13 protein-coding genes and 4 tRNA genes are annotated in these 13,459 nt (G+C 39.1%); all 17 read left to right on the plus strand.

Translation table 11 applies throughout. From position 1 onward, the window contains the following. Positions 1 to 8 precede the first annotated feature (8 nt). The 17 genes from F933_RS10415 to F933_RS10495 all read left to right on the plus strand — a co-directional run bounded on the left by F933_RS10415 (position 9) and on the right by F933_RS10495 (position 13,338). On the plus strand, positions 9 to 749 hold the full coding sequence (locus F933_RS10415) for a LytR/AlgR family response regulator transcription factor (RefSeq protein ID WP_005050871.1): 741 nt from the start codon (positions 9 to 11) through the stop codon (positions 747 to 749). Positions 750 to 860: 111 nt separating this feature from the next. Continuing rightward, a complete protein-coding gene (gene hemC / locus F933_RS10420; RefSeq protein WP_005060970.1) occupies positions 861 to 1,778 on the plus strand; it encodes a hydroxymethylbilane synthase in 918 nt (305 codons plus the stop codon). Continuing rightward, positions 1,778 to 2,554, plus strand: a complete 777-nt coding sequence (locus F933_RS10425) for a uroporphyrinogen-III synthase (protein WP_005060972.1) — start codon at positions 1,778 to 1,780, stop codon at positions 2,552 to 2,554. The genes hemC and F933_RS10425 overlap by 1 nt, the downstream gene beginning before the upstream one ends. Then, positions 2,551 to 3,381, plus strand: a complete 831-nt coding sequence (locus F933_RS10430; RefSeq protein ID WP_005050878.1) for a hypothetical protein — start codon at positions 2,551 to 2,553, stop codon at positions 3,379 to 3,381. The genes F933_RS10425 and F933_RS10430 overlap by 4 nt, the downstream gene beginning before the upstream one ends. A gap of 6 nt (positions 3,382 to 3,387) precedes the next feature. Next, positions 3,388 to 4,581, plus strand: a complete 1,194-nt coding sequence (locus tag F933_RS10435) for a hypothetical protein (RefSeq protein ID WP_034710976.1) — start codon at positions 3,388 to 3,390, stop codon at positions 4,579 to 4,581. A 7-nt stretch (positions 4,582 to 4,588) separates the two neighbouring features. Beyond that, positions 4,589 to 5,023, plus strand: a complete 435-nt coding sequence (locus tag F933_RS10440; protein WP_005060977.1) for an acyl-CoA thioesterase — start codon at positions 4,589 to 4,591, stop codon at positions 5,021 to 5,023. Between the two features lie 372 nt (positions 5,024 to 5,395). Further along, positions 5,396 to 5,722, plus strand: a complete 327-nt coding sequence (locus tag F933_RS10445; RefSeq protein ID WP_005050884.1) for an H-NS histone family protein — start codon at positions 5,396 to 5,398, stop codon at positions 5,720 to 5,722. A 179-nt stretch (positions 5,723 to 5,901) separates the two neighbouring features. Beyond that, the gene (gspN, locus tag F933_RS10450; protein ID WP_034710979.1) at positions 5,902 to 6,645 is read left to right on the plus strand and encodes a type II secretion system protein N; all 744 of its coding nucleotides are present in this window, start codon (positions 5,902 to 5,904) and stop codon (positions 6,643 to 6,645) included. Further along, positions 6,645 to 7,487: a type II secretion system protein N gene (locus tag F933_RS10455; protein WP_005060981.1), complete on the plus strand. Its 843-nt coding sequence runs from the start codon at positions 6,645 to 6,647 to the stop codon at positions 7,485 to 7,487. The genes gspN and F933_RS10455 overlap by 1 nt, the downstream gene beginning before the upstream one ends. Before the next feature lie 41 nt (positions 7,488 to 7,528). Then, a complete protein-coding gene (gene gspD / locus F933_RS10460; RefSeq protein WP_005060983.1) occupies positions 7,529 to 9,778 on the plus strand; it encodes a type II secretion system secretin GspD in 2,250 nt (749 codons plus the stop codon). A gap of 65 nt (positions 9,779 to 9,843) precedes the next feature. Beyond that, a complete protein-coding gene (locus F933_RS10465) occupies positions 9,844 to 10,458 on the plus strand; it encodes an FHA domain-containing protein (RefSeq protein WP_005060985.1) in 615 nt (204 codons plus the stop codon). A gap of 97 nt (positions 10,459 to 10,555) precedes the next feature. Then, the gene (locus tag F933_RS10470) at positions 10,556 to 11,248 is read left to right on the plus strand and encodes a phosphoglycolate phosphatase (protein WP_005060987.1); all 693 of its coding nucleotides are present in this window, start codon (positions 10,556 to 10,558) and stop codon (positions 11,246 to 11,248) included. Positions 11,249 to 11,334: 86 nt separating this feature from the next. Then, a complete protein-coding gene (gene trpE / locus F933_RS10475) occupies positions 11,335 to 12,828 on the plus strand; it encodes an anthranilate synthase component I (protein WP_005060988.1) in 1,494 nt (497 codons plus the stop codon). A 98-nt stretch (positions 12,829 to 12,926) separates the two neighbouring features. Then, positions 12,927 to 13,002, plus strand: a tRNA-Thr gene (locus F933_RS10480). Positions 13,003 to 13,056: 54 nt separating this feature from the next. Continuing rightward, positions 13,057 to 13,140: transfer RNA gene (locus tag F933_RS10485), tRNA-Tyr, on the plus strand. Positions 13,141 to 13,173: 33 nt separating this feature from the next. Then, positions 13,174 to 13,249, plus strand: a tRNA-Gly gene (locus F933_RS10490). 14 nt (positions 13,250 to 13,263) lie between these two features. Continuing rightward, positions 13,264 to 13,338: transfer RNA gene (locus F933_RS10495), tRNA-Thr, on the plus strand. Positions 13,339 to 13,459 lie beyond the last annotated feature (121 nt).

Raw genomic sequence — 13,459 nt, forward strand, 5'->3', positions numbered from 1 at the left:
AGGAGAGGATGAAAGTTCTGATTGCTGATGATGAACCTCTCGCAGTAGAGCGTTTATCACGTTTGGTGACCCAAATGGGGCACGAAGTGATAGCGACAGCGCATCATGGGCAAGATGTGTTAAATCATATTGAAAATGATTCACCTGATGTTGTGTTATTAGATATTCAGATGCCGGGAATGAATGGTTTGGAGTGTGCTGAACAGCTCCGTCATTTAAATCCAAGACCTGCTATTATTTTTTGTACAGCATATGATCAACATGCATTGGAAGCATTTAAATTTCAAGCACAAGGCTATTTGCTTAAACCTGTTGCACAACAAGACTTAGAACAGGTGTTTAACCATTTAACTCAATTAACCCAAGCACAAATGACTGGTTTAAAACAACAAGACGATATGTACGATACTAAAACTCAACGCCATCAAATTGCTGCGAAAACATATCGCGGAGTAGAACTGATTCCACTTGAAAATGTTTATTATTTTTTAGCGGATCAAAAATATGTCACTGTTCGTCATAAAAATGGCAGTGTTTTAATTGATGAGACTTTAAAAGACTTAGAGTTTGAGTTTTCTGACCGTTTTATTCGAATTCATCGTAATGCATTGGTTTCACTAGACTACTTAGAGGGTTTAGAGCTCATTGCTGCTGGTCAGTATCAAGTCAGATTGCGAGAGCTTGAAGAGCGACTGTCAGTCAGTCGCCGACATTTGCCGAGCTTAAGAGAGTGCATGCATCAATTGTAAATCTCTTCTTTTTAACTGAATGAATGAGCACTTTATGAATTTTTACTTGCAATTTTAGGGGATCAAGTTAAGTTTGGAGGAATTGTGTTGATCAATACTTAACTTAGATTTATGAAAACCCTAAAAATTGCGACTAGACAAAGTCCGCTTGCGCTTTGGCAAGCAGAACATATTCGTTTTCGTTTAAACGAACTTTATCCAGATTTAACGGTTGAATTAGTTAAGTTTGTCACTCAAGGCGATAAAATTCTAGATACACCTTTAGCTAAAATTGGTGGTAAAGGATTATTTGTTAAAGAACTAGAGGCTGCTCTTTTAGACGGACGTGCTGATTTAGCTGTTCATTCGATGAAAGACGTGCCGATGCACTTACCTGAAAACCTTAGCTTGGCTGTGATTTGTGAACGTGAAGATCCTTTGGATGCTTTCGTATCAAATCAATATTCAAATTTTGATGAATTGCCTTTAGGTGCCAAAGTTGGAACATCAAGTTTACGCCGTAAATGTCAAATCTTACAGCTACGACCTGATTTAGAGATTATTGACTTACGAGGCAATGTGGGTACTCGTTTGTCTAAACTTGATGATGGTTTGTATGATGCAATTATCTTGGCAAGTGCTGGTTTAAAGCGTTTAGGGTTGGCAGATCGAATTCGTCATAGCCTTGATCCTGTCGTTAGTTTGCCAGCAGTGGGTCAAGGTGCTTTAGGTCTTGAGTGCCGTGAAAACGATCATGAACTATTAGCCTTAATCCAGCCTTTGCAACACCAAGAAACCTCAATTTGTGTTCGTGCTGAACGTGCGTTCAATGCTTATTTGGAAGGCGGATGCCAAGTTCCAATTGCGGGTTATGCAACATTGGTCAATGCCCAGCTCAAAATAGAAGGGCGGGTTGGAAGTGTTGATGGTAAAACCTTACTGAAAGAAACGCTTGAAGGCTCAGCTGATGAAGCAGAGCAATTAGGTGAACAACTTGCACAACGGTTACTAGCGCAAGGCGCTGGTGAGTTGTTAAAAGCTTTGTATTAATGCTTTTTATAAATACTCGACCTGAAGACCGTGCAGTCAGTTTGACTCAGGCGCTCTCAAATGCGGGTTATGAAGTAGCAAATTTGCCCTTGCTTGAATTGGTTGATGAGCCGTGGAGTGATGCGCTACAGCAACTTTATCAACAACTTGAGCAAGTACAGGTGATCGTTGTGGTAAGTCCAACTGCTGTAGATGTGGGGATGCGCTATTTGCAGCGTGCAGGAATACACCTAGATCAATTAATTCATATTCAATGGATTGCAGTAGGGCAAACGACAGCACAAGCTTTGGCAAAGTTTCATATTCGTGCTGTTGTACCTGAAGTTGAAACTTCAGAAGGCATGCTTGAATTACCCATTCTCAAACAGCAAAAAAATGTGCAGAAAATTGCTTTTTGGCGTGGTTTGGGTGGACGGCAATTTATGATGCAACAACTACAACAGCAAGGTGTTGTCGTTTTGAATTTTGTACTTTATCGCCGTGAATGCCCTGTAGCAAGCCAAACTCAGTTTGTAAATATCTGTGCCAAAGCGAGTTCGGGTCAACAGATTGTGGTGCTTATCACGAGCGAAGCCAGTTGGAATAATTGGCAACAACTTTGCGAAAAAAAAATAATAGACGTTGAATGGATTTATCTCGTTTTGGGAGAGCGACTCCGTAAAATTGTAGAGCATACTCAATCTAAACTGAGTAAGACAGTTAACATTATTCAGCTTGAAAGTTTATCTGCTTTAGAGATTATTCAACGCATGAAAGATTGGCAGGGAAATGTATGAGAAAGATTGTTTATCTAATATTGCTACTCAGCTTATTATGGTTAGCTAAGCTCAGTTATGATGTTGCTCAATATTCTCAGATTGTTCCTCAAATACAACAACAACTTAGCCAAACCGAACAACGGTCTGCATTACTGAATGATCAATTGGTGGCGTTGCAGCGTCAAGGGCAAAATGCCGATTTGAATGTTGAGAATGCTAAGGATGTGAATACAACAATAAATCAAACCACATTATCACCTGTTCTTTTAGTGAAACAACAGCTTGAACTGGTTCAATTTGCATTAGATCAGCAGCAATTTTTGTATGCAATCGATCATTTAAATCAGGCACAACAGCAGGTTTTGAAGTATGCAGTTTCACCTGCACTGCAACAAAGTTTAATTAAAGCTTTAGAGCAAGATAAACAAGCCATTCAGCAATATGTATTGGCACAAACTCAGCAACAACAGCAGTTAGATAATATATTGCAGCAGTTAGACCAAAAGCTGGCGGATGAAATTCAAAATCCAACAATAAAAATTCAAAAGAATGAAAATAATGCATGGTGGCATTGGTTTAAACTGGAAAAGGTGCAACGTGATTCACCCGATTTGATTAATCGAGGTCTTGTGCTGAAAGAGGCTCAATTGCGTTTGCTGCTTGCATCTCAAGCTTTGCATGAAGGTCAAATGCTTGAATACAAGAAATCTGTTCAAGAGGTTTTACAACTACTTCAAGGTTTGCCAGATCGAAATACTCAACAGCTTAAATTGCGCCTAGAGAAGCTTTTAAATCTTCCATTACAGCCTGCTCCGAAACTTACAACTTTAAGTCTGTTGGGGTAGTTGATGATGAAAAAATTATTGCTGACCTATTTATTTTTTAGTCTTTTGCTTTTTGCATTATTTGCCGTTGCTAGTTATGGCTATGGTAGTGGATACGTTTATATCATTCTGCGCGATTGGCAGTTTCAAAGTAATGTCCTCGGATTACTGACATTATTTATTGTTATTAGTTTATTTGCGCAGTTGTTGTGGCATTTTGGTCGACGTTACTTTGCCAAGGTACAGCGCAAAAATGACACTGTTTTACAGTTTAAAAATCTGCACCCTTATGAGCAATTAGGTATTGTTTGGCTGTTAGATGCTGCAAAAGATCAACAAGTATTTATTGAGCGTGTTTTTACTCAGTCGGGTTTACTCAGCAATATTATTGAAGCGCAATTTGACTATAAAAATGGAGATTATGTAGCAGCACTCAATTGCTTAGATCAATCAGCACCTATGGCATTTGAGTTAGCAGAATTACAGCGAATCGATATTTTTCTTGAGCAGCAAGAAACTGAAAAAGCATTGACTCATTTGGAGTTCCTAGCACAGCATCAACTCTCGCCTTGGTTGTTAGAAATTGAAACAGCTTATCAACATCGAATTACGGCATTATGGGGGAAACTTGCTCTACAAAAGCCGTGGTTATTTTTGCAAACCATTCAATATGGGTTGTTGGATGCCGAACATCGTGACTTGTGGCTGCAACAGCTATTAATTCAATTTGACCAAGCTTCAGTTGATGATTTAAGTTCATTACAACAACGTTATTTAGCTTTGCAGAGTGAAATACAAAATCGCCCCTATAGCAGTAAAGTTTTATGGCTAAAGATATTGGCACGCATGCCAGAAATGAGCTTGCAACACGAAGACTTAGCCTTGCATTTACTACAAGAACAGTTTGATCCTGAAGTATTCTATTTATGGTTTCAACAACAATTACTTAAACAAATTCCAGATTATGCTTATGTTGAACAGCGGATTATTCAGTTGGAACAACGTTATACAAGTGTTCCAATGCTTGCATTTGCAAAATGGCATATTTATATGGCAACACAGCGTGTAGATGCAGCTGAACAGTTATTAACTTTATATCCTGATAATATTTTAATGAGTTACCTAAGAATTAAATCAGTGCTTGGTGATAATATGGATTTAATCAAGCAGTTGAATTTAATCTTTGAAAATGATGTCAATTTTCTTAATTTTAAGATTTGAGTGAAATATGAAAGAACTGTCTGTCTTTCCTGTGGTGCATGTTCAAAATGTAGCATGGGGTGATATGGATGCATTTGGGCATGTCAATAATGTTCAGTATTATCGTTATGTTGAAAGTGCACGTATTACTTACCTAACAGCTTTAAAAATCTTTGATGAAGATATATTGACTGTGGTCTCTTCTAGTCAGTGTAAATATTTAAGTCCTGTTTTTTATCCTGATGTGCTGCATATTGGTGCGCGTATTGAGGAGTTAAGAAATAGTGCATTTCGCATGAGTTATATTTTATGGAGCGAAGCACAAGATCAAATCGTAGCAACTGCAGAAGCCGTCATGGTTTGTGTAGATAAGCAAAACTCAAAAAAAATATTGATTCCTGACAATATTAGAGAACGGATTATTCAACTTGAGCAATCTGCTGAACATCATCTAAATGTATAATTATTATAAAGACTATTATGTCTATTTTTAAATTATAGCGTATGAGTTTTATAATGAGCTTTGTCTGAAATCAATTCAAATAAAGTTCATTGCTTAGGGTTGGGTGTTTAATATAATTATAGAATTAAGCTGGATTTAATATTTAGAGTATTTCAATAATATGCTTTTATAATTTGGAGATAAATAAAATATAAATACTCTGTGAGACATTTTTTTTGTTTTATTGTAAATATGATGATGTTTTGGCATTAATTGCAATTAAATCAGTTGGGTTAATATTGATTAATGAATGTTATATAAATAGTATAGGGGTGAATTTTGAATTCATTTTATTTTTGAGTGATATTTCCCCTTTGAGTTGGAGTGGTTCTAATGAAACCAGATATTAGTGATTTATCTGTAGAAGATCTAAAACGTTTACAGGTAGAAGCAGAAGCTTTAATTGCAAGCAAAAAAGACCAAGCAATTGAAGATGCATATAATCAAATTATTGCGATTGCTGAAGCTGTAGGTTTTAGTGTTGAAGAGCTTTTAGAGCTTGGTGAACAAAAACGCAAAAAAACAACGCGTAAAGCTGTAGAGCCGCGTTACCGCAATAAAAGTAATACAGAAGAGACTTGGACTGGTCGTGGTAAACAACCGCGCTGGTTAGTCGCTGAATTAGAAAAAGGTGCAAAACTTGAAGATTTCTTAATCTAAGCAAGTTTTAAAGTCATCGTTTTGTCACAAGATGATTTTATCCTTTAATAAAAGCCAAGCTTAAAAAGCTTGGTTTTTTTATATGAGAGAATTGGCGATGTCGAAAAAGTATGCATAATGTCATTCAGGGGGCGAGTGTCTCAAAAAAGGATGATAATTTGCATGTTGGTAAGGGTGGAATGAAAAAAAATACCAAGCAATGGAAGTGGTGGATTTTCGCCATTTTTGCATTTTTAATTTTTATTATTTTACAAATACCAGCAACATGGCTAATTGCGAAATTTTCAAAAAATAATCAAATATTACATAATGTCAGCGGAAATATTTGGCAGGGTCAAGCGGATTGGCAAAGTGGTCAGTTGCGTGGTTCCGTACATTGGAAAACCCGCCCTCTTGATTTGTTTTTATTTCGGTTAGGTGCAAATCTTGATATTCATAGCGGTAATACGCAATTCAATGGTGTTTTTGCTTATGGTCTAGGTCAAAAAATCATGATCAAAGATTTGCAGGGTGAGATTTCACCTGAAACCTTAAAATTTTTTGCAAATTGGCAATGGCCTGAAAATGCCATCCAATTGAAGGATGTGCAATTTAACTATCAAAAAGAAAAAGGTTTTAGTGCATCCGAAGGTAAATTAAATTGGGGTGGTGGACCTCTGAGCTATACTTTTGGGCAACGCCAAGATCGTATGAATATGCCTTCACTGGCAGCTGAAATAAAAGATGAAAATGGTCAATTGCAAATCGATGTGCGTGATCAGCGTAGCCAAAAAATGGCAAACCTTAGTTTAGATGCCAATCTTATGCTAGATGTACAGCTTACACAGAGAATGCTTTTAAATATTCCATCTTATCAAGGTAAAGCAGGGCTAGATACCTATGTCATTAGTTCACGCCAACCTTTGTTACAAGGTGGTTTCTAATGAAAGCGATCACGCAAAAAATGCAGCAATTTCGTTGGCAGAAAGTAGATAAGCTAAGTGTATTGGTACTTGCTTTATTGATTCTGTGGTTATGTTGGAAGTTGGCTTCTTTATTTTGGTGGGTGATTGCTCCGCCACAGCCGATGCAGTTCGAACGAGTTGAATTAGGTTCACAACAAGCTCAAGTACCGAATATCAGCTCATTTGCCTTATTTAATGAGCCTGCAATGTCATCAGCACAAGATAATGTCAATTTAGAATTGCAAGGTGTGTTGATTGGCTATCCAAGCTATTTGTCTTCGGCTGTGATTAAGTTAGATGATAAAGCTGAACGTTACCGTGTTGGGGAAAATGTAGGCTCGACCTCGTATCAACTTGCAGAAGTGTATTGGGACCATGTGGTATTAAAGCAAGGCAATGGTGCCACACGTGAAGTGAAATTTAAGGGTTTGGAGAATGGGTTATATCAACCGATAACACCTGTCTTAAATAATGAAAATAATGTGCCATCTCAGACACAAGCACCAACGCCAGCTCAAAACTCTACTCAATCTGCATTAGGGCAAGCGATTCAACAAATGCAGGACAATCGTGAGCAATATTTAAAGAATATGGGTGTGAGTGGTGGTTCGGATGGTTACGAAATATCAGATCGAACACCCTCTGGTTTAAAAAACACTTTGGGTTTACGCTCAGGTGATCGTATTCTATCGATCAATGGTCAGACAATTGGACAAGGACTAAGCGAAGTACAATTATTAGAGCAAGTACGTCGTGAGGGACACGCCAAAATAGAAATAAAACGTGGTGATCAAGTGATGACCATACAACAGAGTTTTTAGTGATAACACGTCACCATAAAAGTTAGGAACAAGTGCAGGTTATGGCTTTATTAAATCATCAACGTCCACTTTGGGCATTACTGGCCGCAGCACCTTTGGTTGCGACAATCAGTACCAATGTGCAAGCACAAACATGGAAGATTAATCTACGTGATGCCGATTTGACGGCATTCATTAATGAAGTTGCTGATATAACAGGTAAGAACTTTGCGGTTGATCCTCGTGTACGTGGAAATGTTACGGTTATCTCTAACAAGCCCCTAAATAAAGATGAGGTCTATGATCTCTTTTTAGGTGTTCTTAATGTGAATGGCGTTGTGGCATTACCTTCTGGAAATACAATAAAACTTGTTCCAGATAGCAATGCGAAAAACTCAGGCATTCCTTATGACTCACGTAGCCGAGCGGGTGGTGATCAGATCGTAACCCGTGTTATATGGCTACAAAACACGAACCCGAATGATTTGATTCCTGCATTGCGTCCTTTAATGCCACAGTTTGCACATTTGGCTGCCGTGGCAGGAACCAATGCGCTGATTGTTTCTGATCGTGCAACCAACATTTATCAATTAGAAAATATCGTTCGTAACTTGGATGGTACTGGTCAAAATGATATTGAGGCTGTTAATTTGCAGTCGAGTCAGGCTGAAGAAATTATTGGCTTACTTGAAACGATGAGTGCAACAGGTGCATCCAAAGACTTTATCGGTTCACGTGTTCGTATTATTGCTGATAATCGAACCAACCGTATTTTGATTAAAGGTGACCCAGATTCGCGTAAACGCTTACGTCAAATGATTGAGATGTTGGACGTACCATCGGCTGATCGGTTGGGTGGTTTAAAAGTCTTTCGTTTGAAGTATGCGAGTGCAAAAAACTTGGCTGAGATTTTACAAGGTTTGGTAACAGGACAATCTGTTTCAGCATCTTCTTCATCTAATAATAGCGCTAATAGATCAAATTCGATCAATAATTTGATTTCTAATAACCAGAATTCAAGCTCATCAGGTAGTTCATCTGTTTCAACACCTTCCATTAATTTAAATAGTAATTCGAATAATAGTCAAAATTCAGCCATTACAAGCTTTAACCAAGGTGGTGTTAGTATCATTGCTGATCCGACCCAAAATGCATTAGTTGTGAAAGCTGATCCGCAATTGATGCGAGAAATAGAGGCGGCTATCCAACAACTTGATACTCGTCGTCAACAAGTTATGATTGAAGCTGCGATTATAGAAGTTACAGGTACGGATGCTGATCAACTTGGTGTGCAATGGGCATTAGGTGACTTAAATAGCGGTGTTGGACTTATTAATTTTTCAAATTTAGGTTCGGGATTATCTCAAATTGCAGCGGGTTACTTAACAGGTGGTGCTGCTGGAGCTGTTGGTGCTTTAGGGAATGGTGCATCGATTGGTTTGGGTAAATATAAAGAAGGTAGTAATGGGTCTCGCCAATTATATGGTGCGTTGATTCAAGCTTTGAAAGAAAATACCAAGTCAAATTTATTGTCTACTCCCTCTATCGTTACGATGGATAATGAAGAAGCTTATATTGTGGTGGGGCAAAATGTACCTTTTGTCACAGGCTCAGTAACTACAAATAGCACAGGGATTAATCCATATACAACAGTTGAACGTAAAGACGTTGGTGTTACTTTGAAAGTTGTTCCACATATTGGAGAGGGTGGATCAATTCGACTTGAAGTTGAGCAAGAAGTTTCAGATGTGGTGGGTAAAGGTCAAGCGACCGATTTGATCACCAGTAAGCGAGCTATTAAGACTTCAGTACTGGCTGATCATGGTCAGACGGTGGTGTTGGGAGGGTTGGTTTCTGATAATACGGAATTAGGTCGCCAAGGTTTACCTATTTTGAGTGATATTCCTTATTTAGGTCGATTATTTCGTTCGGACAGTCGAAGCAATGAAAAAAGAAATTTACTAGTATTTATTCACCCAACCATTGTTGGTGATTCGCAGGATGTGCGCCGCCTTTCTCAGCAACGTTATAATCAGCTGTATAGTTTGCAGCTCTCTATGGATAAAAATGGTAATTTTGCAAAGTTGCCAGAAAATGTTGAAGATATTTATAGCCAGCAAGCAAAAACAATGACTTCGCCGTACCAAAAAGTGCCAACAGCCGCGCAAAAAGAAACAGTGGTTGTAACAACGCCGGTGGTTGTTGTGGAGCCGCAAGTGCAAAAGAAAACGGTGCAATTACCAGCGAAAGCAACTGAGCGTAGCAAAAGCACGGTAACGACTACAACGATTCGTCCAGCCTCTTCACAGTAGATGAACAGAAGCGCATATGTCAAAATGTTATGATTGAAAGAAATTATGATAAGGATAGAGCATCTATGACTTGGAAATTACAAGCCATTACAGGTGAATTCACGGGGCAGGAAATTAACGTTGAAGGTGACATGCTGGTTGGGCGTCATCAAGATGCGGATGTTTTATTGCAATCAGCAGATATTTCTCGTCGTCATGCTGCATTGCTGCTAAAAGGTCAGCACCTTTGGGTGCAAGATCTAAATTCTTCAAATGGCACTTTTATTAATGATTTAAAAATAGAGCAAGAAACTGAGCTGCATGATGGCGATATTTTGCAGTTTGCCAGTTTTATGTTCTCAGTATTGGCACCCGTTGAGATTGAAAAAGATTTACCGCAGATAGAAATTGAGCCTGTTGCGGTAACGGCACATGATCAAGGTATGCCAAGTCTAGCTGAGAGAGCGGCTGAACCAGTGACACGTGATGGAATGCCACAACAAGTGAGTGTTCCAAAACCAGCTCCAATTCCAGAAGGTGTGAATGTTCAGGCTATTGCTGATCCACAGCCTGTCGCGGTTGAAGAGCCTGTGCCTAGAGTTGCAGAAGTACAGGAACAGCAAAAAAATGCTTCAGTTGGTTTGATTTCAATTGTTGTGTTGATCATTCTGGCTGTAATCGCTTGGCTATTCTTTAAATAATCATATTAAACTTTTACAATTAAGCATGTTTTGAGCTGTATCCAATTTTTTTGGATTTGTCTCTGACATGCTTTTTTTATTTTTGAGTAAACCTATTATGGCAGTTGCGCAGTTACAGCATCGTAGTCTTATTTTATTTGATCTTGATGGAACGCTTGTAGATTCAGCTGCTGATTTATATCGAGCAATGAATCTTAGTCTAAAAGAGCTTAACCTAGCACTAGTCACAGAGCAACAGATTAGGGCTTGGGTGGGTAAAGGCGCAGCCAAACTTTGTGAGACTGTATTGGAGTATTTGTTTGATGAGGTGAACCCCCATCAACTAGAACAACTACTGAATACCTTTGTGAAAGTGTATGCTCAAGAATTGTGTGTAAATACAACAGTATATTCGGGTGTTTTGGCGTTTTTAGATTATTGTCAAACTCAGCAGATCTCAATGGCATGTGTGACGAATAAACCTGAACGCTTAGCGAAAGGTATTCTAGATGTTTTGGCTTTAAGCTCGTATTTTGAAATGGTGGTCGGTGGAGACAGTTTAGCTGAAAGAAAGCCCCATCCATTACCATTGTTGTATTGTATGCAACAGCAAAATACCACTGCGTCAGAAACATTGATGATTGGTGACTCAAGTAATGATGTGGAAGCAGCAAGACGAGCAGGTATTGATTGTATTGTGGTCAGCTATGGCTATAATCATGGTGAGAACATCTATGACTGCCAACCGCAGCAAGTGGTTGATAGTTTAGCAGAGTTGATAGAAGAAGATTTAGTCAGGAGAAGGGCATGAGAGTAGTTATGGTTTTGCGATGGCGAGCTTGAGACAGCACTAAAGCAAAAAATAGCATTGAAATTAAAAAACCATAGAGATTATTCATGACGACCTTATCACAATTTGAGCAATTAAAATCAGCAGGCTATAACACCATTCCTGTTTATCGTCAGCGTTTAGCCGATACCGAGACCCCGCTGTCAGTTTTTGCGCGTTTTAAAGAACAAAAACAAGCCTATTTATTTGAATCTGTTGAAGGTGGTGAAAACTGGGCGCGCTATTCAATGATTGGTTTGGGTGAATCTACCGTTTTTTCATGTAATGCTGGTGTTTTAACTATCCAACAAGCCGACGGCTCAGTTTTAGAGCAAAACTGTGCGGATCCTTTTCAGTATATTCGGGATTTTCAAAGCCAATTTAAAGTTCCTACTCAACGTGATTTACCAGAACTACCGAGTTTTACGGGTGGTTTGGTTGGATACTTGGGTTATGATGCCGTGCGTTACATTGAGCCGAAACTTAAAAATATTCCAACTGCTGACCCAGTAACATTGCCAGATTTATGGTTGATGCTCTCACAAACAGTGATTGTTTTCGATAACTTAAAAGATACGTTGTTTTTAATCCATCATGCTGATGTGAATCAAGACGATGCTTATGCAAAAGCACAAGAAAAATTAGATCTACTTGAACAGTTGCTTGCACTTCCTGTGAGTTTGCAAGCGAAGCCACACACAGCACCACATTTTGAATCGATTACGGGTAAAGAAAAGTTTCTTGAAACAGTTGAAAAAGTAAAAGAATACATTCGTGCTGGTGATGTGATGCAAGTTGTACCAGGTCAACGTATGGTATCTGATTTTGATGGTGAGGCATTACAAGTTTATCGTGCCTTACGTCACCTCAATCCATCTCCTTATTTATTCCTTGTACAAGGTCAAACGCTCACAGATCAAAAACCTTTTCATATTGTGGGTTCATCTCCAGAGATTTTATCTCGTCTGGAAAACGGTATTGCGACGGTGCGTCCTTTGGCAGGCACCCGACCACGCGGTAAAACCAAAGAAGAAGATCTAGCGTTAGAGCAGGATTTATTGGCTGATGAAAAAGAAATTGCAGAACATTTAATGCTGATCGATCTTGGTCGTAATGATGTTGGACGTGTTTCAAAGATTGGTAAAGTACAAGTCACTGATCGTATGGTGATTGAGCGCTATTCACATGTCATGCATATTGTATCTAATGTGCAGGGTGAGGTTCGTGATGATGTGGATGCTTTAGATGTATTTAAAGCAACATTTCCAGCAGGGACACTTTCAGGCGCACCAAAAATTCGTGCCATGGAAATTATTGATGAAGTAGAACCAGTTAAGCGTGGTGTATTTGGTGGAGCAGTTGGGTATTTAGGCTGGCATGGTGAAATGGATATGTCTATTGCGATTCGTACCTGTGTGATTCGTGATAAAAAGGTCTATGTGCAAGCTGGAGCTGGGTTGGTTGCAGACTCAAACCCTGAGTCAGAATGGAATGAAACCCAAATAAAAGCTCGCGCAGTGATCAAAGCGGTTGAATTATCATCAAACGGATTGATTTTATGAGTTTTTCGCAGTTTTTCTAAAAAAACTGCTTGCATCATGTGTGAGTTTTGCTAAACTGCACACCGTTCCGATACGAAACGTACGAAACACTAAGAAACGCCGGCATAGCTCAGTTGGTAGAGCAACTGACTTGTAATCAGTAGGTCCACAGTTCGAATCCGTGTGCCGGCACCATCTTAAAAGTGTGATAGTATAGAGTAAAAGAACAGCACTGTGTAAGTGTGATATGGTGAGATTCCCGAGCGGCCAAAGGGGGCAGACTGTAACTCTGCTACGAAAGTTTCGAAGGTTCGAATCCTTCTCTCACCACCATCTAACTTCGATTGAAGTGGTAAGTACCAACGCGCGGGAGTAACTCAGTTGGTAGAGTGGCAGCCTTCCAAGCTGCATGTCGCGAGTTCGATCCTCGTCTCCCGCTCCATCATCGAAGGTGTCGCTCTTATAGCTCAGTGGTAGAGCACTCCCTTGGTAAGGGAGAGGTCTCGAGTTCAAATCTCGATAAGAGCTCCAGATATACAGTTTAGTAGAATTTCTACAAAGTTTTAAAGAAGCAGGCTATTATAGTCTGCTTTTCAAGTATTGGGTGTCTAGTTTTTTAGGCTAATGTCGATAAAGAAAGTTTTTCAGGGTT

Source organism: Acinetobacter beijerinckii CIP 110307 (genome assembly GCF_000369005.1).
GTDB lineage: Bacteria > Pseudomonadota > Gammaproteobacteria > Pseudomonadales > Moraxellaceae > Acinetobacter > Acinetobacter beijerinckii.

What these genes read in the sequence shown, in the direction of transcription:
- F933_RS10415 (WP_005050871.1), top strand. Translation starts at nt 9, where the DNA reads ATGAAAGTTCTGATTGCTGATGATGAACCTCTCGCAGTAGAGCGTTTA.
- hemC (WP_005060970.1), top strand. Translation starts at nt 861, where the DNA reads ATGAAAACCCTAAAAATTGCGACTAGACAAAGTCCGCTTGCGCTTTGG.
- F933_RS10425 (WP_005060972.1), top strand. Translation starts at nt 1,778, where the DNA reads ATGCTTTTTATAAATACTCGACCTGAAGACCGTGCAGTCAGTTTGACT.
- F933_RS10430 (WP_005050878.1), top strand. Translation starts at nt 2,551, where the DNA reads ATGAGAAAGATTGTTTATCTAATATTGCTACTCAGCTTATTATGGTTA.
- F933_RS10435 (WP_034710976.1), top strand. Translation starts at nt 3,388, where the DNA reads ATGAAAAAATTATTGCTGACCTATTTATTTTTTAGTCTTTTGCTTTTT.
- F933_RS10440 (WP_005060977.1), top strand. Translation starts at nt 4,589, where the DNA reads ATGAAAGAACTGTCTGTCTTTCCTGTGGTGCATGTTCAAAATGTAGCA.
- F933_RS10445 (WP_005050884.1), top strand. Translation starts at nt 5,396, where the DNA reads ATGAAACCAGATATTAGTGATTTATCTGTAGAAGATCTAAAACGTTTA.
- gspN (WP_034710979.1), top strand. Translation starts at nt 5,902, where the DNA reads ATGAAAAAAAATACCAAGCAATGGAAGTGGTGGATTTTCGCCATTTTT.
- F933_RS10455 (WP_005060981.1), top strand. Translation starts at nt 6,645, where the DNA reads ATGAAAGCGATCACGCAAAAAATGCAGCAATTTCGTTGGCAGAAAGTA.
- gspD (WP_005060983.1), top strand. Translation starts at nt 7,529, where the DNA reads ATGGCTTTATTAAATCATCAACGTCCACTTTGGGCATTACTGGCCGCA.
- F933_RS10465 (WP_005060985.1), top strand. Translation starts at nt 9,844, where the DNA reads ATGACTTGGAAATTACAAGCCATTACAGGTGAATTCACGGGGCAGGAA.
- F933_RS10470 (WP_005060987.1), top strand. Translation starts at nt 10,556, where the DNA reads ATGGCAGTTGCGCAGTTACAGCATCGTAGTCTTATTTTATTTGATCTT.
- trpE (WP_005060988.1), top strand. Translation starts at nt 11,335, where the DNA reads ATGACGACCTTATCACAATTTGAGCAATTAAAATCAGCAGGCTATAAC.